The organism is Saccharothrix carnea (assembly GCF_003014735.1).
Lineage (GTDB): Bacteria > Actinomycetota > Actinomycetes > Mycobacteriales > Pseudonocardiaceae > Actinosynnema > Actinosynnema carneum.
Genome location: NZ_PYAX01000020.1, coordinates 1 through 22,493 on the forward strand (window position 1 = coordinate 1; position 22,493 = coordinate 22,493).

Annotated in this window: 20 protein-coding genes and 3 pseudogenes; 15 read left to right on the forward strand and 8 right to left on the reverse strand. The window is 69.9% G+C overall.

The features are described from left to right. The first annotated feature begins 248 nt into the window (after window positions 1-248). Both B0I31_RS35525 and B0I31_RS35530 read left to right on the forward strand, forming a co-directional pair. The gene (locus B0I31_RS35525; protein ID WP_245950673.1) at window positions 249-1,529 is read left to right on the forward strand and encodes a PP2C family protein-serine/threonine phosphatase; all 1,281 of its coding nucleotides are present in this window, start codon (window positions 249-251) and stop codon (window positions 1,527-1,529) included. 720 nt (window positions 1,530-2,249) lie between these two features. After that, entirely contained in the window at window positions 2,250-3,374 is a 1,125-nt protein-coding gene (locus B0I31_RS35530; RefSeq protein ID WP_245950674.1) for an AI-2E family transporter, read from the forward strand. Between the two features lie 994 nt (window positions 3,375-4,368). Here B0I31_RS35530 and B0I31_RS35535 read toward each other — a convergent pair. Then, window positions 4,369-4,641 (reverse strand): GlsB/YeaQ/YmgE family stress response membrane protein, encoded by a 273-nt coding sequence (locus tag B0I31_RS35535; RefSeq protein WP_106619804.1) that lies wholly within the window; start codon window positions 4,639-4,641, stop codon window positions 4,369-4,371. A gap of 430 nt (window positions 4,642-5,071) precedes the next feature. Between B0I31_RS35535 and B0I31_RS35540 the strand changes: the two genes are divergently transcribed. The 11 genes from B0I31_RS35540 (at window position 5,072) to B0I31_RS35590 (ending at window position 12,869) form a co-directional block, all read left to right on the forward strand. Further along, complete coding sequence (locus tag B0I31_RS35540; protein WP_146174072.1) at window positions 5,072-5,665, forward strand: hypothetical protein; 594 nt, start codon at window positions 5,072-5,074, stop codon at window positions 5,663-5,665. Window positions 5,666-5,908: 243 nt separating this feature from the next. Continuing rightward, entirely contained in the window at window positions 5,909-6,232 is a 324-nt protein-coding gene (locus tag B0I31_RS35545) for a hypothetical protein (protein ID WP_146174073.1), read from the forward strand. A gap of 78 nt (window positions 6,233-6,310) precedes the next feature. Further along, on the forward strand, window positions 6,311-6,796 hold the full coding sequence (locus B0I31_RS35550) for an antibiotic biosynthesis monooxygenase family protein (RefSeq protein WP_106619807.1): 486 nt from the start codon (window positions 6,311-6,313) through the stop codon (window positions 6,794-6,796). Then, window positions 6,793-7,401, forward strand: coding sequence for a SchA/CurD-like domain-containing protein (locus tag B0I31_RS35555; protein ID WP_181320704.1), 609 nt, complete (start codon window positions 6,793-6,795; stop codon window positions 7,399-7,401). The genes B0I31_RS35550 and B0I31_RS35555 overlap by 4 nt, the downstream gene beginning before the upstream one ends. Continuing rightward, a complete protein-coding gene (locus tag B0I31_RS35560) occupies window positions 7,398-7,787 on the forward strand; it encodes a cupin domain-containing protein (RefSeq protein WP_106619809.1) in 390 nt (129 codons plus the stop codon). The genes B0I31_RS35555 and B0I31_RS35560 overlap by 4 nt, the downstream gene beginning before the upstream one ends. After that, window positions 7,784-9,040: a beta-ketoacyl-[acyl-carrier-protein] synthase family protein gene (locus B0I31_RS35565; RefSeq protein WP_106619810.1), complete on the forward strand. Its 1,257-nt coding sequence runs from the start codon at window positions 7,784-7,786 to the stop codon at window positions 9,038-9,040. Before B0I31_RS35560 ends, B0I31_RS35565 begins: the two co-directional genes overlap by 4 nt. Continuing rightward, on the forward strand, window positions 9,037-10,272 hold the full coding sequence (locus tag B0I31_RS35570) for a beta-ketoacyl synthase N-terminal-like domain-containing protein (RefSeq protein WP_106619811.1): 1,236 nt from the start codon (window positions 9,037-9,039) through the stop codon (window positions 10,270-10,272). The genes B0I31_RS35565 and B0I31_RS35570 overlap by 4 nt, the downstream gene beginning before the upstream one ends. Before the next feature lies 1 nt (window position 10,273). Then, window positions 10,274-10,516 carry an acyl carrier protein gene (locus B0I31_RS35575; RefSeq protein ID WP_106619812.1) on the forward strand — a complete coding sequence of 81 codons (243 nt, stop codon included), beginning with the start codon at window positions 10,274-10,276 and terminating at the stop codon, window positions 10,514-10,516. Window position 10,517: 1 nt separating this feature from the next. Continuing rightward, on the forward strand, window positions 10,518-10,976 hold the full coding sequence (locus tag B0I31_RS35580; protein WP_106619813.1) for an SRPBCC family protein: 459 nt from the start codon (window positions 10,518-10,520) through the stop codon (window positions 10,974-10,976). Further along, window positions 10,961-11,290 (forward strand): TcmI family type II polyketide cyclase, encoded by a 330-nt coding sequence (locus B0I31_RS35585; RefSeq protein ID WP_106619814.1) that lies wholly within the window; start codon window positions 10,961-10,963, stop codon window positions 11,288-11,290. The genes B0I31_RS35580 and B0I31_RS35585 overlap by 16 nt, the downstream gene beginning before the upstream one ends. Next, window positions 11,283-12,869 (forward strand): FAD-dependent monooxygenase, encoded by a 1,587-nt coding sequence (locus tag B0I31_RS35590; RefSeq protein ID WP_106619815.1) that lies wholly within the window; start codon window positions 11,283-11,285, stop codon window positions 12,867-12,869. Before B0I31_RS35585 ends, B0I31_RS35590 begins: the two co-directional genes overlap by 8 nt. 375 nt (window positions 12,870-13,244) lie before the next feature. Here B0I31_RS35590 and B0I31_RS35595 read toward each other — a convergent pair. The 5 genes and pseudogenes from B0I31_RS35595 to B0I31_RS35615 form a co-directional block, all read right to left on the reverse strand. Next, a pseudogene (locus B0I31_RS35595) lies at window positions 13,245-13,736 on the reverse strand (IS3 family transposase); the annotation flags it as partial. Between the two features lie 140 nt (window positions 13,737-13,876). Next, window positions 13,877-14,275: a transposase gene (locus B0I31_RS43180; RefSeq protein WP_425444463.1), complete on the reverse strand. Its 399-nt coding sequence runs from the start codon at window positions 14,273-14,275 to the stop codon at window positions 13,877-13,879. Window positions 14,276-14,462: 187 nt separating this feature from the next. Continuing rightward, entirely contained in the window at window positions 14,463-14,909 is a 447-nt protein-coding gene (locus tag B0I31_RS35605; protein WP_181320707.1) for a hypothetical protein, read from the reverse strand. After that, the gene (locus B0I31_RS43235; protein WP_483880263.1) at window positions 14,903-15,142 is read right to left on the reverse strand and encodes a hypothetical protein; all 240 of its coding nucleotides are present in this window, start codon (window positions 15,140-15,142) and stop codon (window positions 14,903-14,905) included. Before B0I31_RS43235 ends, B0I31_RS35605 begins: the two co-directional genes overlap by 7 nt. 194 nt (window positions 15,143-15,336) lie before the next feature. Beyond that, a pseudogene (locus B0I31_RS35615) lies at window positions 15,337-15,846 on the reverse strand (type VI secretion protein); the annotation flags it as partial. Window positions 15,847-16,227: 381 nt separating this feature from the next. Here B0I31_RS35615 and B0I31_RS35620 point away from each other — a divergent pair. Next, window positions 16,228-17,016, forward strand: coding sequence for a hypothetical protein (locus B0I31_RS35620; RefSeq protein ID WP_146174074.1), 789 nt, complete (start codon window positions 16,228-16,230; stop codon window positions 17,014-17,016). 47 nt (window positions 17,017-17,063) lie between these two features. Here B0I31_RS35620 and B0I31_RS35625 read toward each other — a convergent pair. Both B0I31_RS35625 and B0I31_RS35635 read right to left on the reverse strand, forming a co-directional pair. Beyond that, window positions 17,064-17,288 (reverse strand): annotated as a pseudogene (locus B0I31_RS35625) (conjugal transfer protein TraC); the annotation flags it as partial. Window positions 17,289-17,932: 644 nt separating this feature from the next. Continuing rightward, entirely contained in the window at window positions 17,933-18,586 is a 654-nt protein-coding gene (locus B0I31_RS35635) for a hypothetical protein (protein ID WP_106619820.1), read from the reverse strand. Window positions 18,587-18,864: 278 nt separating this feature from the next. Between B0I31_RS35635 and B0I31_RS35640 the strand changes: the two genes are divergently transcribed. Beyond that, window positions 18,865-22,206 (forward strand): LamG-like jellyroll fold domain-containing protein, encoded by a 3,342-nt coding sequence (locus tag B0I31_RS35640; RefSeq protein WP_181320708.1) that lies wholly within the window; start codon window positions 18,865-18,867, stop codon window positions 22,204-22,206. The last annotated feature ends 287 nt before the right edge of the window (window positions 22,207-22,493 follow it).

The window sequence follows — 22,493 nt, forward strand, 5'->3', positions numbered from 1 at the left end:
GGTCAACTCGGAAGCCAGTGTGCGGACGGAGACGTCCTGGTCACGTGTCATCGCTGCACCCCTCGACAGGCCGCGCTCCGCGTGACGGCGGTGAGCCGGGCGGAGCTGGGAACCGGGATGCTGCACTGCTCAACACCCTCCAGGCGGCCAACATAACGCACCACCCGGGCCACGTTCCCCGACCTGCGGCGGGTCCGGTCGGGAACGCACCGACCGCAAGCACGGACGGTCTCGTTGTGTTCGGGCACGTGGGCGGTGTGGTTGGGTGGACCACCGAGTGGTCGGAGGTCGCCGTGGACGGTGGCGTGGTGGGAACCGGTGACGTGCTCGCAGCGGCGGAGAGCGCGCCGCCGGGGGAGTCGGTCGAGGTCGTCGCCCGTGACCTGGCCAAGCGGTTCGGGGCTTTCGACGTGTCGTACCTGCTGACCGACCTCGTCGACGAGCAGTTGGTGCGGCTGACGTCGACCTCGCAGGACCCGGACGGGCGCGACGCGGAGCGTGTCGACCTGCGGGGCAGCGCCTACGAAGAGGTCCTGCGCACCCAGCGACCATGGCGGGAGGAGGACGGCGACGGGGTGCGGGTGGTGCTGCCGGTGACGAATCGCGGCGACTGCGTCGGTGTGCTGGAGGTGACCGTGCCCAGCCTCGACGAGGATGTGCTGGCGCAGTTGGGGGAGGCCGCGCACGCGTTGGCCTACGTCATACTGACCGACCGCCGCTTCACCGATCTCTACCACACCGGTCGCCGCACCACGACGATGAGCCTGGCCGCGGAGATCCAGCACCAGTTGCTGCCCTCGGCGTCCTGTTGCGAGGCGGGTCAGTTCACCGTCGCCGGAGCCCTGGTGCCCGCCGACGACATCGGTGGCGACACGTACGACTACGTCCTCGACCGGGAAACCCTGCACTTGTCGATGACCGATGCAGTCGGTCACGACGTGGCCTCGGCGCTGACCGCGACCCTGTTGGTCGGCGCGCTGCGCGGGGCGCGTCGAGCGGGCCGTGACCTGACCGGGCAGGCGCGACAGGCCAACCAGGCGATGCTGGACCACGCCGGCGGGTCGCTGGCGACCGGGTTGCTGCTGCGCGTGAACTTGAACAGCGGCATAGGTGAGCTGGTCAACGCGGGCCATCCCACGCCGTTGCGGCTGCGCGACGGCGTGGTGGAGTCGGTTGAGCTGGAGGTCGACCTGCTGTTCGGCGTCGCGCCGCACGAGTACCGGGCGCAGCGGCTGGACCTGCGGCCCGGCGACCGGCTGGTGCTGATCACCGACGGCATGTTCGAACGCGACGCCGCCGACCTCGACCTGCCCGCGTTGATCCGCGACACCGAAGGGCTGCACCCCCGGGAAGTGGTGCGGGCGGCGACCAGAGCGGTGCGGCACGCCTGCGGCGATCACCTCCAGGACGACGCCACCGTGCTCTGCCTGGACTGGCACGGCACCAACCGCACCGAACGCCAGGCCGACAACGGCGCGGACATCGACACCGCCTCACCCGCGCGCGACAACGGGAACACACCGGGCTGAAGCGAGCGGAATCGGCAGCCGCTGTCGCACGGCGATCCCCGCACAACGTCACGGTGTTGTGCGGGGATGCAGGCGGGGGCGCGGATCGTCGTCATCCCCGCCGAGGACTACGCCGGTCCGCACCACCTGGAGACCGATGAACACCGCTGACCAGCGCGGGACCGCCACGTCGCCGTTTCTTCACACCGCGTTGGTCGTCGACAGCGACCCTGTCCTACGAAGCGCTGTGCAGCTACGCCTACGCCGCGTACGGCTGTCCCGTCACCTGTCTGTGGGACAGCCGCCGCCACCCGGCTCTGGTCATCGAGGGCGTCCGCAGCCTGCACCCCTATGAGCTGACCGTCGCCGGGGTGCAGGCCAACGCGGAGTACGTCACCACCGCCGAGTACCTGGCCGGTCGGAACCTGATCGTCCCGGAACCCCCGCCCGCCTGACCCACCGCGACCTGGCCTGACACCCTGAACCGTGGCCGGCCGGCGGCGTACCGCCGCCGGCCGCGAAGCCGCGCGGGTCGGTCGAGCACCGCGGCGGTCCGGTTTGCGATTCGACGCTGCCGCTCCCGTGTCACCGCCCAGGGTGTGGGTTCGCCCCGAGCCGGGTAGGTGGTGCTCGCCCCGGTTCGGGGCTTCGAGAAGAGGATGAGGTGCGATGGGCGGCCGGATGGACTTCTCACGCCGCGACGATGACACAGCACCGTCGGTGTCGGGGCATCACGAATTGGTGGGCCAGCCTCATCGGGAGGACGACGAAGGGCCGGTGGCCGAGGCCGAGGCGGTGGCGGCGGAGATCAGCACCCCGCAGCAGCCGTTGGGGCGCCCGGGCAAGCCGCTCAACCGGCGGTCGCCGTTCTTCGTCGGCATGCTCGGCGCGGCCGGGGTCGCGTCGACCTACCTGCTCGGGCAGATCGTCGTCACGGCGCAGGACATGTTGGTGCTGATCGGGTTGGCGTGGTTCATCGCGATCGGTCTGGAACCGGCGGTCTCGTGGCTGGTCGGCCTCCGCCTGCCGCGGTGGGCCGCGGTCACCGCGGTATTCGCCGGGGTGCTGGGCCTGGTCGGCGGCTTCTTCGCCGCCGCGATACCGGTGATCGTCGAGCAGGCCGGTGCGTTCGCCGACGACCTGCCCGAACACCTGCGACGGTTGCAGGACGACAACTCCGCGCTCGGGCGGCTCAACGACCGCTTCGGCGTCGAGGAGCAGCTGCGCCGACTGGTTGACGGCCAGGCGGCGGTCGAGGGGGCGCTGGGCGCAGGCCAGGCCGTGCTCGGCGTCGTCGGGGACCTGCTGATCGTCGTGGTGCTCACCGTCTACTTCCTGGCCGACCTGCCCCGCATCCGCCAGGGCCTCTACCGGCTGGTTCCGCACTCGCGGCGGCCCAGGGCCATCCTGATCGGTGACGAGATCTTCGCCAAGGTCGGCGGCTACGTCCTGGGCAACCTGACCATCTCCCTGATCGCCGGCGGCCTGACCTTCGTGTGGCTGCTGGCGTGGGGCGTGCCGTACGCGCTGCTGCTGGCCGTCACCGTCGCCCTGCTCGACCTCGTCCCCGTCGTCGGCGCCACGCTCAGCGCCGTGGTGGTGTCGCTGGTCGCGTTCACCGTGTCCCTGCCGGTCGGCCTGGCCACCATCGGGTTCTTCGTCGTCTACCAACTGCTGGAGGACTACCTGCTCGTACCCAGGATCATCGGCCGGGCGGTCAAGGTCCCCGCATTGGTTACCGTGGTCGCCGTGCTGCTGGGTGGCGTGTTGCTCGGCGTCATCGGCGCACTGGTGGCCATTCCGATCGCCGCCGCGGTGCTGCTCATCCTGCGCGAGGTCACCTTCCCTCGCCTCGACAAAGCCTGATCCACCCCGGTCGGGCGCTGCGCTCGTGCCCGCCGGGGACGCGGGCACCGGTGCGGGCGGCACCGACCGGATGCGGCCACTGCAGCTGCCGGCGAAGCTTGCGACGGTGCAGGCCGGTGGGAGGGCGGGGCGGACGAGCTCGGTGCGACGTTCGCGTTGGCCGACCTCACCGAGTCCGGCGCCGGGTCGCCCGCGAAGCCCGGCGGCACATCCGCAGGCCGCCCGACCGCCGGCTCCGCTGGTCTCATCGCTCGGCGGACCGGTCGAGGCATCCGCGTGTAGAGCACGCGTCGTCGGGGTAGATCGAATTTGCCGGAATCTGCGCAGAGCACGGCAGGACCGCCCTGCGGGTGGTCCGGCCAGGTTCGACGCGGTGTGTTGAGCAACCAGCGCTCGCGCCCCGGCCTGGTAGCGCGGTGCGGATTGCAACGCGCAGTGCGACTCGCTGCGATCCGCACCGCGCGCTCAGACCGGCATGATCCCGGCGGAATGCCGATCCCCGGACGCTGTCCCGCTGCTGGTGGACGCGATCTCCACCCGACCGTGCGTCGCGCTGGGCTATCGCGGTCGTTCCACGACGCCGTGACTCCAGGTGGGCGGCGTCTGGTTGTCCGGGGCCCGGACGGGTGCTGTGGATCACTCATCGGGGACTACGGCGGGGTGCGCGGGCCAGGTTGGCGCCTCGGGCCACCGCCGTGCGCAGGATGCGGATCCCGTCATGCTGGGCAGCCACCCGACCGACCAGGTCCCGAGAATCGGCACCCGTTCCGAGACCCGCTCACCGACGTCGGTCCGGCGGAGATCGACGTGCCGTGCGACCGCAACGCGAGTTCGAACACTTGATCGTCGTCGAATCGACTGACCGGTCGAGGTCTGCGGTGCCGGCGTCAGCTCCGGCCGCTCGGCTCGGGTTCCGCTGGATCCGATGCCGGACACGGGTCGGGCCCGCCGGTGGACTGCCCGGCGGGCCCGTGCGCTGTGGCGGTTTCGTGTGTCAGCTGTGTGCGCGGTGGCCCCGCTTGGTGACGACGTGGTAGATGCCGAGCACGATCAGCGAGCCGAGGATGGCCAGCAGCCAGGTGCTCAGGTCGAAGAAACTGCCGATGTCGGAGCCGAAGATGGCGCGGCCGATGAAGCCGCCGATGATGGCGCCGACGATGCCGAGCAGCATCGTGATGACGATGCCGCCGGGGTCCTTGCCGGGCATGATGGCCTTGGCGATGGCGCCGGCGATGAGACCCAGAACGATCCAGCCCAGGATGCCCACGGTGCTTCCTTGTCCTCGTGCCACGCCGCCTTGGCGCGGCGTGATCGTTGTCGACACCGGATTGCCCACTTCGCAGGGATCTCACACCTGCAAGTGTGATCGTGGGGTGGGTCGATCCGTGTCGCGAGCGGTGTTCCCCCTCGTCATCCGCTCGATCAGGCAACCGCGACATCGGCGAACGCCAGGGGTTCGGCCCGACTCGGACGCGAGCACACCCCGGTGGGCCGCGGTCGAGTGTGCTTCACCGCAGGTACGACGTCGGCCGCGGACTCGTGGAGGTCGGTGGCCCGGTTCCCACCGGGCGGACGGTCCGCAGTCCCGTTCTCGTACTACCGGTCCGTAGCGGGTATACCGGCTGAGGCACCGCAGGCACGGCCGCCGGCGGCGTCATTGCGGCGACCCGATGGTGATCAGCAGGAGGAGGCAGGTGGTGGAGCAGTCCCCGCGTCCGCGACGACCCCTACCCGACCCCGACGTCTACGGGGAGGCGGAGGTGCGGGAATTCCTCGACCCGTGGCACCCGCGGGCCAGCGTCGAAACCGACCGACCCGAGCAGGTGTTCGTCGATCCGGAACGCGTGCTGGACAACATCACCCTGGCGCTGCACCGGCTCGACGTCGACATCGACGCGCCGCCGGCGTTCGAACCCGACACGGTGACGGTGAACGAGCTGGCGGTCATGCTCGACGACCTCGACCGGACGGCGGCGCTGGTGGCTCGCCTGGTCAACATCGCCGTGCAGCTCATGGCGGCCCGCTATCCCGAGGCGCTTGTCCGCTTCCCGTTACCCGAAACCTACGACCTGCGTGATGTCGATCGGCTGACCATCGGCGACCGTGAACACCGCCTCGCCCGCGACATCCTCAACGAGCGCCTGGGCACCGACAGCGACCTGCACCCCGACGACCTCGTCGACCGGCTGCGCCCGCTGGGTCCCGGAGAGCAGGTCCACCTCCTGGTCGCCCTCTGCCGCATGTACCGCCACAAGCTCCTGGCCCTCAAACACCACACCGGCACCTACTGACCCCACCGGGCCGATCTCGGTCTGACACGACCTTCGGGGCAACCATCAGGCCGTGGCACGCTCCGCCCCGTCCGCCGGAAGCGTGACGCGGTTGAGTGATCTCTGGTACTCGATCGGAGGACGCGGTGGGGGTGTCGGCCTAGCCCGCGATTCGGCGGGCATCCCGGGTGTCGAGAAGGCCGCGACGCGGACGTGACGAATGGTCTGGAACCGCGCTCGGCACGGACAGGGAGGGATGATCCGATGTCACCACAGTCCCGTTCGGCGCGGGCTCGCGGAGCGATGGCCCGTGCGGTGGTGGTCGCCTGCACGCTGGTCGCGGCCTCCACGATGTCCTCGCTCGTCGCGGCCCCGGCTCATGCGGATCCCGGCATCTGCATCGACCACGTGATGGAGAACGGCTACGAAGCGACCGACGCCGTGCTCAGGGCGTGCAAGATCGCCAAGACGGGCAAGTCGGACGACGTCCGGGAGTGTCGCCGGATCCTGGCCGACGAGGGGGTCTCCCGTGATGTCGCGAAGCGGGCCTGCAAGATCGCCTCGTACCCCGAGGAGGACTCCGTCTGAGACCCGGCCGTACCCGGCGCCTCGGAGCGCGGTAGCGGACCGGTCCTCAATGGACCCGATCACCCTACTGATGGGTGAATGACGACGTATCGATCACACGGACGTGCGACGGTCGATCGTGCCGGCCTCCGAAGAATCGTGCGGCCGAGTCATCCCTCGCGGCGAGGAGGAGGCGTGATTCCAGTGGGGCATCACAACACCCGGCCGGGGCACAGCACCGCCCGACTGCGAGTCATCTTCCGGGTGCGGGTGGCAGACGGGGCGCAGGATCGATTCCTGCGGGAATACCGGCTGATCCGTCATCGCGTGGCGCGAGTGGACGGTTATCTGGGGGATCAGTTGTGCCAGTCGGAGGACGATCCGGCCGACTGGGTGATCACCAGCGAGTGGCGGACTCCGGCGCACTTCCACACGTGGGAGGCCGGTGCGGGGCATCGCGAGCTCGTGGCGCCGCTGATGGCGTGGGTCACGGCGAGGGAGTCACTGCGCTACCACGTCCGCCTCACCACCACAGCGGAACCGACACCGTTGCACGACGAGTACCGGTTGGAGGCGAAGTCGTGAACCGCTACGCGTTGACGTTCACCGTGCGGCCCGGATCCGAGGCCGCCGTGGCAGAGATCCTGTCCGGCTACTCTCGGCCGCCGGCAGGCGGACCCGGTACCGCACGGCCGCTGCTGGAGCGGACGTCGGTGTTCATGGCCGGGCCGGTCGTGGTCCGCGTCGTGGACATCGGCTGCCCGCCCGATCAAGCCGTCCGACACCTGGCCGGGCAACCGCAGATCCGGGCGGTCGAAGAGCGGCTGCGCCCGCACCTGACCGAGGATCGCGACCTGTCCGATCACAGTGGTCGCCGGCGGTTCCTGGCCAGGTCGGTGATGCGGGTGGTCGCCTCCCGCAACGGGCACTCGGGCCACCTGCGCCGCACCGCGGCGATCTACCAGGCCCTGCCGCGGCAGGGACGTGAGGTGGCCCGTCTGCTCGGCGCCCGTGACACGGCACCGGGCTGTGGCACCACGGTGTTCCGGCGGGGTGACCTGGTGGTGCACCTGCTGGAGTCGCCCGACGCGACGGTGGCGGCGCCGCTTGTGGCCGAGCTGGCGCCGATGCTGCGCATGGCACGCCCCCTGACGTTGGTGACCGACCGCGTCGCGGGGGTGTTGGCATGACCGGCCAACTCCATCGCGTGGTCAGCCCGCGCGACGCGGTGCCCAACCGGGCGCGGGGTGGTGACATCCGGGTCCTGCTGGGTCCGGCGACGGTCGATGCGACCAGCGGATTCCTGGGCGTGCTGCTGCTGGAGCGCGATGAGCAGGTGAACGAGCACTACCACCCGTACTCGGAGGAGTTCCTGTACGTGGTGCGGGGCGAGGTCGCGGTGGACCTCGACGGCGTGCCGTACACGGTTGCCGCCGACCAGGCGTTGTTCATCCCGATCGGGGTCCGCCACCGGGTGCGCAACACCACTCGCGGCACTGTCCGGGTGGTGTTCCACCTGTCCCCGCTCGCGCCCCGGCCGGAGTTGGGGCACGTGGACACGGAGGCGGTGCCGTGAGGCGCCGGGTGGCCGTCACGGGCTTGGGTGTGGTGGCACCGGGTGGTAAGGGGGTGAAGGCGTTCTGGGAACTGCTGACGTCGGGCCGCACCGCCACCCGGCCGATCAGCCTGTTCGACGCGGAGGGGTTCCGGTCCAGGATCGCCGCCGAGTGCGACTTCGACGCCGCCGCCGCAGGACTCGGCCCGGCCGAGGTCGCGCGCATGGACCGCTACGTCCAGTTCGCCGTCGCGGCCGCGGACGAGGCGTGGCGCCAGGCGGAGCTCGACGTCGCCGACCCGTGGCGGTTGAGCGTGTGCATGGGCTCCGCGGTGGGCGGCACGACGCGGCTGGAACGCGACTACGTGGCCACCTCGCACGCCGGCCGCGAGTGGTTGGTCGACGCCTCGCTGGCGTCACCGTTCCTGTGCCGCGCTCTGTCGCCGGCCTCGCTGGCCGCAGAGGTGGCCGACCGGGTCGGCGCTCGTGGAGCCGTGCGCACGGTGTCCACCGGGTGCACCGCCGGGCTGGACGCCGTCGGCCACGCCGCTCGCCTCATCGAGGAGGGACGCGCCGACGTGGTGATCGCGGGCGCGTCGGAGTCGCCGATCTCGCCGATCGCGGTGGCCTGCTTCGACGCCATCCGCGCCACGTCCACCCGCAACCACGACCCGGAGCACGCCGCGCGCCCGTTCGACCGCGATCGCGACGGGTTCGTGCTCGGGGAGGGTGCGGCCGTGCTGGTGCTGGAGGAGTCCGCGCACGCCCGCCGCCGGGGCGCGGTGGTGCACGCCGAGGTGGCGGGCTTCGCCACCCGCAGCAACGCCCACCACATGACCGGCCTGACCGCGGAGGGCGTCGAGATGGCCGAGGCCGTCCGGCACGCCCTGGCACAGGCCCGCCTCGGGATCGACGATGTGGACTACATCAACGCGCACGGTTCGGGCACCCGGCAGAACGACCGCCACGAGACCGCGGCGTTCCGGCGGGTGTTCGGCGCGCGGGCGTACCAGGTGCCGGTCAGCTCGATCAAGTCGATGATCGGCCACTCGCTGGGCGCCGTCGGCTCGATCGAACTGGTGGCCTGCGTGCTGGCGCTCGTGCACGGGGTCGTCCCGCCGACCGCGAACCTGGACACCCCCGACCCCGAGTGCGACCTGGACTACGTGCCGCACACCGCCCGGGAACGGGACCTGCGCGCGGTGCTGTCGGTCGGCAGCGGGTTCGGCGGGTTCCAGTCCGCGGTGGCGCTGACGGGGGTGAGGCGACCATGAAGGCCGTGGTGACCGGACTGGGGGTGATCGCCCCGAGCGGCATCGGGGTCGAGCGGTTCTGGCCGGCCGTGCGGGACGGGCACGTCGCCCTCGCAACGGTACGCAGGTACGAGCCCAACCCGTACCCGGTCCGCGTGGTCGGGGAGGTGCGCGGTTTCGGGCCGGACGGGTGGGTCGACCCGCGCGTGGTCGTGCAGACCGATCGGTTCACCCACTTCGCGGTCGCCGCGACGACCATGGCGCTGGACGACGCCGGGCTCGACCCGGCCACCGTGCCGCCGTTCGGGTTCGGCGTGGTGACGGCGAGCTACGCCGGCGGCGTGGAGTTCGGTCAGCGGGAGATCGAACGGCTGTGGGACGGCGGGCCGGAGCACGTCGGTCCCTACCAGTCGATCGCGTGGTTCTACGCGGCCAGCACGGGCCAGGTCTCCATCGGCAACGGTCTGCGCGGACCATCGGGTGTGCTCGTGGCCGACGAGGCCGGTGGCCTGGACGTCTTCGCCGTGGCGGACGGGGAGCTGTGCCGGGGCGCGAGTGCGATGGTGGTAGGTGGCACCGAAGCCCCGTTCTGCCCGTTCTCGATGTGCTGCCAGCTCGGCTTGGGCTTGCTCAGCACGAACGAGGACCCGGCCACCGCGTACCTGCCGTTCACGGCGCACGCCGCGGGGTTCGCACCGGCCGAGGGCGGTGCGATGCTCGTGGTCGAGGACGAGCGGGCCGCGTCCGACCGGGGCGCGAACGCGCGGGCCGTCATCGCGGGGTACGGCTCCACCTACACGGGCACCCGGTGCTTCGACCGGTCGGCCGAGGGCTTGTTGCGGGCTGCCGAGACCGCGTTGGCCGATTCCGACCTCGACGCCGGTGACGTGGACGTCGTCTTCCTCGACGCCCTCGCCGACCAGCGCGCCGACGCCGCCGAGGCAGAGGCCCTGCGCCTGCTGTTCGGCGACCGCACCGACCGGGTCCCGGTCACCGCACCCAAGTCCGGATACGGCCGCTGCTATGCCGGTGCGGCCGTTCTCGACGTCGCCACAGCGGTCCTGGCCATCGAGCACGGCGCCGTTCCGCCGACACCGGGCGTCCACGACTGCCGGTTCGACCTCGACCTCGTGACCGGGACCGCCCGTCGAGCCGACATCCGCTCCGCCCTGGTCCTGTCCCGCGGACAGCACGGCGGCAACTCGGCGCTGGTCCTCCGGCGCCCGGATCCGATCACCAGAGGAGGCGAGTGACATGAGCGCACACCTGTCCCCGGACGAGCTGGCGGCACTGATCAGCAGGTGCACCGGTGTCACCGTGACCGCCGAGCAGGTCACCGATCCGCACCACACCTTCGACGACCTCGGCGTGGACTCCCTCGGTCTCATGGGTGTCCTCGGGGAGCTGCAACGCAACCACGGCATGCCCCGCGACGTCGACATGCAGCCGGACCGGTCACCGCGCGAACTGCTGTCCCTGCTGACCGGGAGGGCTTGAGATGACCGGGCACACCGAGAACGAGATCGTCATCGCCGCACCGATCGACCTGGTGTGGGAACGCACCAACGACGTGGAGAACTGGCCGAACCTGTTCAGCGAGTACGCCTCGGTGCAGGTGCTGGAACGCGACGGCGACCGCGTGGTCTTCCGGCTCACCATGCACCCGGACGCCGACGGCAACGAGTGGACCTGGGTGTCCGAGCGCGTCGCCGACCCCACCACCAGGACGGTCACCGCCCGCAGGATCACCACGGGCCCGTTCGAGCGGATGAACATCCGGTGGACCTACGAGCAGCTCGACGCGGGCGTGCGGATGCGCTGGGTGCAGGACTTCGCGATGAAGCCTCACGCGCCTGTCGACGACGAGGCCATGACCCGCCACATCAACGACAACAGCCGTATCCAGATGGCACTGATCAAGCAGAAGGTCGAGGAGTTGGCGTGCACCGCACCCTGATCGTCGCCCGCATGCTCCCCGACACCGCCGGCAAGATCGCTGCGGTGTTCACCGATGCCGACCACCACTCCGGCCTGCCCGACGCGCTCGGCGTGCGCGCACGGACCCTGTTCCGGTTCGGTGAGCTGTACCTGCACCTGGTGGAGAGCGACGGGCCGCTCGACGAGGCCGTGGCCGAGCACCGCCACGACCCGAGGTTCACGCGCATCAGCGAGGACCTGCGCCCGTTCGTCACCCCGTACGACCCCGCAACGTGGCGCGAGCCCAAAGACGCCATGGCGCACGAGTTCTACCGGTGGGAACGCCATGGCTGACCGGCACACCACCGGCGGCCACGTCCCCGTGCTGATCGCGGGCGGCGGCGTGACCGGACTGTCCGCCGCGGTGTTCCTCGCCTGGCACGGTGTGCCGACCATGCTCGTGGAGCGTCGCGAGCAGCCGTTGGCCGACCCGAGGGCACGGGCGCTCAACCCGCGCACCATGGAGCTCTACCGCGCCGTGGACCTCGAAGAAGCCATCCGACAGGTGCGATCGCCGATCGCCGACCACGGCGTCGTCGCACACGCCCGGACCGTGGCCGGACCGGAACTCACGCGGCTGCCCGACCGCCTGGGCACCGACACCGGCGCGCTGAGCCCGTGCGACTGGGCAGCCATCGACCAGAACCAGCTGGAGCCGCTGCTGCGCGACCGCGCCGCCTCCGACGGCGTGGACGTGCGCTACAACACCGAGGCCGTGGCGGTGACGAACCGGCCGAACGGTGTCGAAGCGTTCCTGCGCTCCCACCGCACCGGGCACGAACAGCGGGTGCGCGCCGACTACCTCGTTGCCGCGGACGGAGCGCACAGCCCGCTGCGGCGCATGCTCGACATCGGCCACGACGACACCGGGACGCTCGCCCGCAAGGTGAACGTCTACTTCGACGCCGACCTGCGCGAAGTCCTGCGAGGCCGGAAGATCGTCGCACTGACCGTGCGCAACCCCGCCGTGCAGGGTTTCCTCACCTCGGTCGACGGTGTGAAGCGCTGGAGGTTCGCGATCTCCCTGGCACCCGGCGAGGACGGCGCCATCACCGAGACCCGGTGCGTCCAGTTGCTCCGGGCGGCGATCGGAGTGGACGACCTGCCGCTCGTGATCGAGCGGGTGTCCGAGACGCCGTGGGAGATCGCCGGGCGGGTCAGCCACCGGATGTGCACCGGTCGTGTCTTCATCGCCGGCGACGCCGCCCACACCATGCCGCCGGTCGGCACGTTCGGCGTGGCCACCGGTGTCCAGGACGCTTTCAACCTCGCGTGGAAGATCGCCCTCCACCACCGGGACCTGGCGGGGCCGGGACTGCTGACCAGTTACGAAACCGAACGCCTACCGGTTGCCCGGCACACGACCCGGTTGACGGTCGACCGGTACGGTCTGGTGAACGGCCGCTCCGGTGACGCCCGCGAGAGCGCCCGCGGTCAACGGATGACGATGTTCGGCTACACCTATCCCGCGGGCGCCATCTCGCCGAACGGTGCCACCCCCGACCTCGTCGAGGACCCCGACCACCCTTCCGGGGCCCCGGGCACCCGGGCACCGCACGTACTGCTGGAGCACCGGGGGAAACCTCTGTCTCCCGTCGACCTCATGGGCCGGGACTTCACCCTCCTGACCGACACCACCGACACCGATTGGGCCGGAATCGCAGCCGAGGCCGCCGCACGCACCGGAATCAACATCGGCCACTGCCGCATCGGCCACCCGTCGCACAACCGGACCGACCCCGCCGCCCGCCACTACCGCCTCGACGGCGGCGCCATCCTCATCCGCCCGGACGGCTTCATCGCCTGGCGCGCCCCGACATCCACCGACCGCGAAACCTTCATCGCCGCACTCGACCGCATACTGTTCCGCTGAAGCCGCCGCGTGGATCGAGTGACGTCGTGCGGGATGAGCCCGGTCAGCTCCGCTGTTGCACGGTCAGCGCCCGGTAGGACCAGGACAACACGGTCGGCAGGCCGGCCGCAGGATCGTCGTCGTCCAACGCCGCCAGACCGAGACCGCAGAGCTCTGCGACGAACTTCCCTCAACGGCACGTGGGACTGGGCCTGGGCTCGGGCCGCGATGATGCCCAACGCCAGCGGAAACCCGCCGCACAGCCGGATCACCTCGTCGACCACACCGGGTTCAGCGGCGGTTCGTGCCTCGCCCAACCGCCGGGTCAACAGCGCACGCGCCTCGTCGAGGTCGAGCGCGTCCAGAGTGAGGTGGCGACCAGTTGAACTCGCCTTGGGCTCCGTGGTCGCTGTGGAAGATCGCCCCGGCCAGGCTGCCCCGTGTCCGCTGCGCCGCGTGCAGGGCGTCGAGGACCAGGTCGACGCGCATGTGGTCGGCGACGGCCCAGCCGACCAGCCGGCGCGAGCACAGGTCCATCACGGTCGCGAGGTAGAGGAAGGTGCCGTCGGCGATGGGCGGGTAGGTGATGTCTCCGACGTAGCGGGTGTTGGGCTCCTGGGCGGTGAAGTCGCGTCCGAGCAGGTCCGGGGCCTTGACCGCGGTAGGGCCGGCCGTGGTGGTGCGGTGCCGGCGGCGCAGCCGCAGCCCGGCCAGGCCGATGCCGCGCATCACGCGGGCGACGCGCTTGTGGTTGACCTCGTGTCCGGTGTCGTGCAGTTCGGCGGTGATCCGCGGGACGCCGTAGGTGCCCGCCGACTCGCGGTGGATCACCCGGATGCGCGCGGCCAGGTCCGCGTCGGCCGCGGCGCGGGCCGCCCGGTCCGGGGCGTGCCCGTGATGAGCGTCGAGATCACCCGTGTGTGTCGCCATGCCGCGTGGGGCTTGCCCGGCCCTGCTCGAGTCCGCAGGCGCGGTATCCAGGCGGCGGAGGGGTGCGTGCGATCGGTGTCGTGCCGTGGGTGGCGATGTCAGGGTTCCATCGCCTGCCGGTGGTGATGACGGCGTGCAGGTGCTGCAGGACGGCGGCGATGACGGCCTGGGCCTGGGTCGGGTGAGCCTAAGGCGGTGCGGGTGTTCAGGTGGCGGTAGCGGGCGGCGTGGACCGGGTTGGCCCGATGTGCTCCCCAGACGGTGCGCCATGCCGCGAGCCGGAGGCCGGGGCGGGCCTGTCCGGTGAGTTCCGCCCGGCCGGTGAACATTCCGGAGGACTTCTCGCGAGGTGCCAGGCCGGCATGTTCGACCAGCGCGCGGGTGGTGGTGAACCGACGTGGGTCGCAGGTCTCGGCCAGGATCGCTGCGGCACCCACCGCCGAGAGAGGTGACCAACCCGAGTACGTCCACGGTCTGTCATCGGCCGCAGCCGCCACGCCGCCCGGCAAGGTGGCGTCCGGGCTCGGTGGGAGCGGCGCTTGGGCACCGGGGCCCGGTACGCGGTGCTCCGCGCTCGATTGCGGGAGCGAGGTCGTCGTCAGCTGTGAACGGGTGCCACCGAGGCGCCGCGACGCGTGTCCGGATGTGGGTGGTGGCGGCCACCCACATCCGGTCCGGGGGCGGTCAGGCAGCGGCGGCGGTGCAGGCGGGTGCCGCGGCCGGGGCGGCCATCGCCGTGGTCGTCACGGGCGGGCCGGCGTTTGCCGGGCGGGTGCCGGAGCAGTAGTGGGACGACACCTCGCCGCCGGTGGAGTCGCCGAACGCGAACACCAGGTACGACTCGCCGACGTAGAGCGAGAGTCCGCACATCGACCCGGCGTAGTTCGTCGTCACGGTCACGGTCGCCGGCACGTCGCCCTTGTACTCCTGGTCGACCTGCACGGTGTACGCGCGCAGGTCGTCCCAGACGTAGTCGGGCTTGCCGCGCTCCAGCACGGTGGACGCGGACACGTGGCCGCTGAACACGTGATCGGCCCGTGCGTAGCGCTGTGGTTCGGTGTCATAGGGCAGACAGCTGCACGCACTGGCAGTCCCGGTGAGCACGGCGGCGGACAAGACGGCCGTCAGCACCACGGCACCGGTAGCGTGAGCGAGAAAACGCAAGCGCGCCAATGAAAGCTCCCCTGGTCGGGTGAACGGTGGCGGTGCTCTTCCAGGGTATCGGCCGACGCTCCGGCAGGCATTCGCCCAGTTGCCACTTCGCGTCGTGAGGTCGGCAGCCACACCAGCAGCGGCGTCGTGATGCCGGTGGCCTGGGCGAGCGCGGCGTAGCCGGCCAGTTTCCCGGCGCGCTTGGCCAGCACCTCGGTGCCGAAGTCGTACTCGAGGAACCACTCGATGTGTCGGTTGCCGTCGTGCCACAGCCGCAGGCTTGGGCGATGCCGAAGACCCGGTCGTGCCGGTAGCCGAGTTCCTTGACGTCCAGGCCGTCCTCGGTGGCGAGTGAAGCCGCCTGGGCGCGAGGCACGCCGGGGCGGGGTGGGCGAGAGGGGTGAGGTCAGCCGTTGCGGCGGGGGTCGGCGCTGCGTGGGCGCGTGACGGGCTCGATCCGCTCTACAGGTCGAGACGGACTCGACGCGCCTCGCGAAGGCCGGGTGTTGACGGGCTGAGGGCTGTCACCGGTAATGGCCTTGGTCGTGCGAGTCCGTGCCGTGCGGCGGGCTACGGCGCGGATCTCCCGGGCGCGGCCGGCTACGGCGGGCGGGAGTGGCCGGGTGAGCATGGTGAAGGGCTGGGCTTCTTCGCCGTGCAGGACCAAGCGGGCGGCGGCGTGGTATACGCCGAGGTGGCCGAGGTCGTGGTCGGACAGCCGTGGTGCGGTGTGCCGGGACAGTTCGCGTGCGTCCTCCGGGCTCGCGTTGAGGAAGATCTTGCTGCGGGCGTTGGTGGACATGCCTGCGCGTTGTTCGCGGGGGAGTTGGCCGAGGTGTTGGTGGGCCAGGGTCATGGCGACGCGGAAGCTGCGGGCTTCGGCGAGCATGTCCTCGATGGGGTAGAGGAGGTTGAGGGATCGACGGTGGGCGGGGCGAGCACGGTGACCTGACGGGCGTCGGCCAGCAGCAGCTGGTGGCAGTGCCGTGCCCACCACCGCCGGCCGATCACGATCGGGAGCGGTCGGTACCCAGGCGGGTGTTCGAGGCAACACGAACGAGTCCCTCCACGGAAGGTGTCCTCAAGGCGCAGACGACACCAGGGGAGCGCGACGGGTCAGGCGGCATCGAGGTGGATCTCGTCGGCGCCAGAGCCGAACTCGTCCCAGCGGCCTGGCAGTCGTTCCCGTCGGAGCCCAGGTCGACGAAGGCAGCGTCGCCTGTCTCGCCGGTGTCGGCGTGGGCGGCGAGTTCGGCAGGGTCGCCCATCCTGGAGGTTGCAGCTGTAGTGGCTCCTGGTGCCCTTGCGGCCGATAACTGCTGGTCGGAACCCAAAGGACTCCGACTACAGTGACCAGGTGCCGAATCGACTGACCGTCGTCGTACTGTCTCCCGGTGAATCCCCGTGGGATCAGCTCGAACTGCGGTTCCACATCGATGGCGAGGACGTCATCAGCCGGGTGTTCGACAAAGGCCCCGGCGAAGATCCCGACCGGCTGCTCACCGTCGACAGCCCGCTGCTGGCCCTGCACGGACCGACCACCGTCCGCGTCGCCGAGGCAACGTGCACCTGGGGATGCTGCGGCTGCATCGACGTCCACGTGCGCCGCGAGGACGACCAGATCGTCTGGGACCGGTGGCACAACCCCGACACCGGCCACGTCCCGCTCGGCGAGTACCGCTTCGACGTACGGCAGTACGAAACCGAACTTCTGCGCGCCCGACAGGACCGAACCTGGGAGTGGCCGGGTCGTACCATCGCCCGCCTCGTCAACGCCGCGCTGCTCGGCGAGCCCGAGGTGATGCAGCAGTGGAACTGCAGTCTCGACTTCACCGGCTCGCTGCCCGCCCGGCGCTCCGAGGTCGAGGTCGTGTTCACCTGCCCGCCCCGCGCGGCGATACGGCAGTACGAGGAGCAGCACGGCCACCCCCTGGAGCACACGCAGTACCGGCTCCGCTTCCCCGTCACCGAGCAACCAGCACAGACCCAGGCCGACCACATCGTGGCCACCATGAGGACCAAGGACCCGCGCGACACGGCAGAAACGTGCGGCGGGTTCCAGCCCCGCGGTACCAAGTCCACATGAGACAGAACAACCCGGAGTAGCGGGAACTCCGGACACCGGTACCCGCATCACAGGTCCACCCACTCGAGGTTCGACTCCGGATCTGGTAGAGATGCGAGGAACTCCGGGGACGTGGTGGCCAGGTAGTGCTCGGTCGGGGATGCGATGCTCTGGAACGCCACCCGCTGCGTACCTGCCGACAGCAGGCCCTGTCCGCGGTCGGCGGAGAGCAGGAACGCTCGTTCTCCGGCGGAGAGGTCGAAGGTCCGGGTGATCTCGTCGATGGCCTGCGATATCCCGGTCTGCACTTCCATGATCGACGTCACACGCACAAGACGTGGCTCATCGAGGACGGCGTGCCGGAAATCCTCCAGTGCAAGCGACTCGGACACCGGATGGCGGGGGTCTGGGGCACCTACTCGCACGTGACGCAGGTCATGGTCGACGCGATGCTCGACGGGCTACAGCGACGGCGGGAACGTTCACTCGTCGCTCCCGCGGGTCCGACAGGGGTGACCACATACGGTGTCAACGATCACGCCAAGATCGCTTGCTCCCAATTTGCTCCCACGACAGCAGAACGGCCCACCGGTGAGGATCACCGGCGGGCCGTCTGACCTACGTTATAGATGGTGGACGATACTGGGATTGAACCAGTGACCCTACCGTGTCAAGGACCTGGGGATCCGGTTCTGACCTGCGCTTTCTCGACTCGCGCAGGTCAGAACCGGTCGTTCCTCACGGTCAAATCCAGTCCGGCGTATTCCGCACTGTTCTCGTCGCCGCCAGATCGCCGTTTGATCTCGCAGTAGCCGAGTCGATCAGTAGCGGGCAGGTCGGATGTCAGCCGAGTCCTTCTCGACACCTCCAGTGCTGGAGTTGCGGTGGCGACGAGCGTGCGTCGGATGCGGCGCGCCGAGGTCGGCGGGGGCGTGGGTCAGGCGGTCAGTAGTGGTGCGGTGGCTTGTCCGGCCTTGGCCAGGATGCCGGCGGCGTCGGCTTCTTTGGGGCCGTAGAACAGGATGCTGGTGAGGATGTCGGCTTTGCTCATGACGAGTTGGCAAATCCGCATGAGCTGGAAGGTGTAGCAGACCCCGAACTGGGCGTCGGCGCCCAACGGTGGCAGGGTGAGTTCCCGTTCCGGAGTGTAGGGGCCTTCGTTGCCGAACATGAACGGCTGGCATTCCAGAGCTTTGCGGGCGTGTTCGACGGTTTCCGCTGCGGCAGCGATCCGGCGGTACGACACACGGAATTGATCGACGTAAGAGAACGCCGGCTTGTTGATCCATGAAGTGGACAGTCGCGTCATGGACATGGCGCCGTCAGTGGGCAGTTCGGCAGGGCACAGCACGACCGAGTAGTTCTTCTGCTCGGCGGAGTCCTCGCGGGTGAAGCCGAGCGGGACCAGGACGTCGTCAGGCAGCTGGGCCTTTATGAGTCGCGCCTCGATGAGGGCCGGATCGGGTGCTGTCGGCGTGCTGCTGCTGGTCGTCGTGGTGGTCGGCGTGGTGCTCGACGGTGGTGTGGCCACTGATGCTGTCGAACACCCGGCCAGCAGGACGGTCGTGAGGATGATCCCCCCAATTCGCATGGGCGGGGACCGTAGCAGCACGCTCGGTAACCATCGTTGCTGGTGGGCGTCACCGCACGTGCGTGGCGGCGGTCACATACCGGCCGGTGATCATTGGGCCGTTCGGCTGCTGCCGTGGGTTGGTTGAACGGACATGATTCCTCCTCGGGTCGGGGGACTCAGCACAACGCCGCGTGGTCATGCGGTTCGGGGGGATCTTCGTGTGGTCGCGCGTCCGTGCGCGTGGGTTCGGCCTGCGCGTTTTCGGTGTGGGGGTCGCTGTCGCGGTGGTCGCTGGTGTGCTGACGGCACCTCCGGCGGTGGCGGAGTTGCCTGGCTCGGCTCCGGATGAGGCGACGGCGTCGCGGTACGCGGAGGCGCGTGGTGAGCCGGTGCTGGTCGAGTCGGCGACCACGGAGACCGACGAGTTGACGGCGAACCCGGACGGTTCGTTCACGTTCAGGCAGCACGCCCAGCCGGTGCGGGTGCGGCGTGGTGACGGTTGGGTGCCGGTGGACCTGTCGTTGGAGCGTCGTGCGGATGGTTCGTTCGGGCCGAAGGCCGCCCCGGTCGACGTGGTGTTCTCGCCTGGTGGCCCCGGATCGGCGGATGACGCGGTCGCCCGTGTGGTGCGGGGGGAGGACGAGGTCGGGCTGGGTTGGGGGCGTGATCTGCCGCCTGCTGTGGTGGACGGGTCGTCGCTGACGTACCCGGAGGTGCTGCCCGGGGTGGACCTGAAGGTCGAGGTGACGGTCAACGGGTTCAGCGAGGTCTTGGTGGTGAAGACGGCGCAGGCGGGGGCGAGCGCCGAGCTGGAGCGGATCGCGTTCCGCACGCACGCCGAGGGTGTGCGGGTGCATGACGGTCCCGGCCCGGGTGGTGACCTGATGGTCAAGGACTCTTCCGGGAGGCCGGTGTTCTCCGGTGATGCCTCGTCGATGTGGGACTCCTCCGGTGGTGACGGGGACAACCACACCGAGGGGCCCGCGGAGGGGGACCGCAGGGCGGAGATGGGTGTCGAGGTCGGTGCGGACACGGTGGCGGTGTTGCCGGACCGTGAGTTCCTGGCCGATCCCGACACGAGGTACCCGGTGGTGATCGACCCGGAGTACTACTGCGGCAACTGCGGGAAGGTGCACCACGTCGTGGTGCAGGACCCGTGGCCCGACGCGCGGAACTTCGACAAGACCAGCGGTGTGTTCGGCGATCTCAAGGCCGGGTACCTCAACGCCGCGTCCTTGAACGCCGATCGCGCGGGTCGGTCCCGGTCGTACCTGCAGATGCACACGGCCCCGGTCGTGGGCAAGTACATCATCAGCGCGACGCTGCAGACGCGGGTGATCCACACGTTCGACTGCTCGCCGTCGCCGACGGAGTTGTTCGTGAGTCCGCCGGTGGATGCGAACACGACGTGGGACAACCAACCGGGCTGGTACTACCGGCTGTCGGAGACCAATGTCGCCAACAACGCGCTGCACTGCCCCAACGCCGGCAACGCCGAGCTCGACGCGACGGCGGCGGTGCGGCAGGCGGCGAACGAGGGCTGGGGTTGGACGACGTTCCTGTTGCAGGCCAAGTACGAAGGCGACCTGGACAACTCCTGGCGACGCTTCGACCTGAACCCGTACCTCGAGGTGAAGTACAACAGCTGGCCGTACATGCCCACCGCGTTGGGCATGGAGGGATGGGGGCCGGACCCGTCGAACGCGATCTCGTGCGGCATGGGTGCCGGGCGGCCCGCGGTGTTCTCGAAGACGCCGCGGTTGCGGGCGAGGATGAACGATCCGGACGGCGGCATCATGGACGCGATGTTCCGGGTGTTCAACGGTGTCGCACCGGTCTCGGCCGAGACGGGCACCAACATCTATGTGAACGGGATTCCCGCGGGTTCGTACGCGGAAGTGACGATTCCACCGAACCGCATCGCGAGCGACGGCCTGTACACGTGGCGGGCGTGGGGCAGTGACCACGGTTTGCTCACGGGTTACGTCGACTGCGAGTTCGAGGTGGACACCCGGAAGCCGAGCACACCTGTCGTCACCTCGACCGACTACCCGGAAAACGGGACTGCGCCCGACCTCGGCGGTAGGACGGGCATGTTCACCTTCAAGCCCGGCACGCCGACCGGGTTGGGTGGCACGATGGATGTCCGTCGTTACGGCTGGACGCTCAACGACAGCAGCGCGATCCCCCGGTCGGTCCCCGTGCAGTCGGCTGACGGCACGGTGACGGTGCCGATCGCCCCGACGAAGAACGGGGTGAACACGTTGTACGTGACGGCGTTCGACGGCGCGGGCAACCGTTCGGCGACCTACGCTGCCTACGACTTCGTCGTCGCGGAGCCGGTCGATTTCAAGGCTGGGTGGCATTTCGACGAGGCGGGCGGCACGGTGGCCGCGGACGTCGCAGGCAACTACCCGCTGGCGGTGGCAGGTGGCTCGTTCGCCGCGGGCTACGCGGACAACGGCCTGACGTTCACCGGTGGCACCGCGGTGTCGTCCGGCACGGTGGTGGACACCTCGCAGGCGTTCTCGGTGTCGACGTGGGTGAAGCTGGACCGCACGGACGGCTACTTCACGGCGGTCAGCCAGGACGGGGAGAGCGCCGGTTCGTTCTTCCTGGGTTACAGCCAGGACCTCAACGGTTGGACCATGGCCGCGCCGTACACCGACTCGAAGAATTCGTTGTTCGCGCGAGCGGCGTCGACCAGTCCGCCGGTGACCGGCGTGTGGACCCACCTGGTCGGTACCTATAACCCTGGCCTCGAAACCATGAAGCTGTACGTCGACGGCAAGTACCAGAGCACCGCCACGGTGAAAGCGTGGAACGGGGGCGGCGCGTTCGTGGTCGGTGCCGCGAAGTGGGACCGCATCCGCGTCAACCACTTCCCGGGCGCCGTCGACCACACGCTGGTCTGGGACCGGGTGCTGGATGCCGACGAGGTCGCGGCTCACGCCAACCTGGCGGTGCCGCGCGCCCGGTACGCGCTCGATGAACGATCCGGCACCACCACACTCGACCAGATCTCCGGTCGCACCCCGACGCTCGCTGGTGGGTACGTGTGGGGTGGTCAGTCGATGGTGTCGGCGGCGAGCGAGGACAAGTGGCTCAACTTCACCGCGCCGGGCACCGGGCAGGTTCCGGTGCCACGCCCGGTGAACTTCCGGACCGACCGCTCGTTCACCGTGAGCGCGTGGGTGCGGCACACCGGCGAGCCGGGTGCCCGACGTGTCGCGGTGAGCGGCCATGACAGTCAGAACTCCCCGTTCACGTTGGGCTACAACGGCTGGCGGTGGGAGTTCTCCATCGCGGGTAGTGGTGGTGCGACGTGGAGCGCACTGTCGGACGACTTGGCGATGTCGAACAACTGGGTACTCCTCGTCGGCAGCTATGACGCGGTCACGGGGCGGATCTACCTCAACGTGGACCGGAATCGCCAGAAGTCCTATGCCGGTACGACGTCCGACGGCAGTGGTGTGGTCGGGCGCCAGATCACGTCGAACCTGTGGCTGGGGCGCGCGACCGCGGCGGGTGCCGGCGTCGCGCGCTGGGTGGGTGACCTGGACGATGTCCGGATCCATGCCGGTGTCCTGCCGGACGTTGACGTCTGGGCCTTGTACGACGCGACGATCCACTTCTGAGTGACCCACCGATCGATCCGAAGCGCAAGACGAAAGGCCTCGTGGTGAGCGTTTCCCTGCGTGCATGGGCCCGGAAGGCGGTCGCCTTCGGTGTGGTGGTCGTGATGACCACTTCCACCGCGCAAGCCGTTGCAGTTGCCGCGGAGCCGGATTGGCGGGCGGAGATCCCACAGGAGGCTTCCGTCCCGACGCATCCGGTGGAAGTGCGTCCACTTCCACCGGATCCGGCAAACGGCGCGGTGGTCACCGCACCGACTGCGCCGGGTGCGCAGTGGCCCGGGGCAGCG

Coding starts and splice junctions, on each gene's coding strand:
- B0I31_RS35635 (WP_106619820.1), bottom strand. CDS start 18,586: ATGCGAATTGGGGGGATCATCCTCACGACCGTCCTGCTGGCCGGGTGT.
- B0I31_RS35570 (WP_106619811.1), top strand. CDS start 9,037: ATGAAGGCCGTGGTGACCGGACTGGGGGTGATCGCCCCGAGCGGCATC.
- B0I31_RS35545 (WP_146174073.1), top strand. CDS start 5,909: ATGTCACCACAGTCCCGTTCGGCGCGGGCTCGCGGAGCGATGGCCCGT.
- B0I31_RS35580 (WP_106619813.1), top strand. CDS start 10,518: ATGACCGGGCACACCGAGAACGAGATCGTCATCGCCGCACCGATCGAC.
- B0I31_RS35575 (WP_106619812.1), top strand. CDS start 10,274: ATGAGCGCACACCTGTCCCCGGACGAGCTGGCGGCACTGATCAGCAGG.
- B0I31_RS35550 (WP_106619807.1), top strand. CDS start 6,311: ATGACGACGTATCGATCACACGGACGTGCGACGGTCGATCGTGCCGGC.
- B0I31_RS35560 (WP_106619809.1), top strand. CDS start 7,398: ATGACCGGCCAACTCCATCGCGTGGTCAGCCCGCGCGACGCGGTGCCC.
- B0I31_RS35590 (WP_106619815.1), top strand. CDS start 11,283: ATGGCTGACCGGCACACCACCGGCGGCCACGTCCCCGTGCTGATCGCG.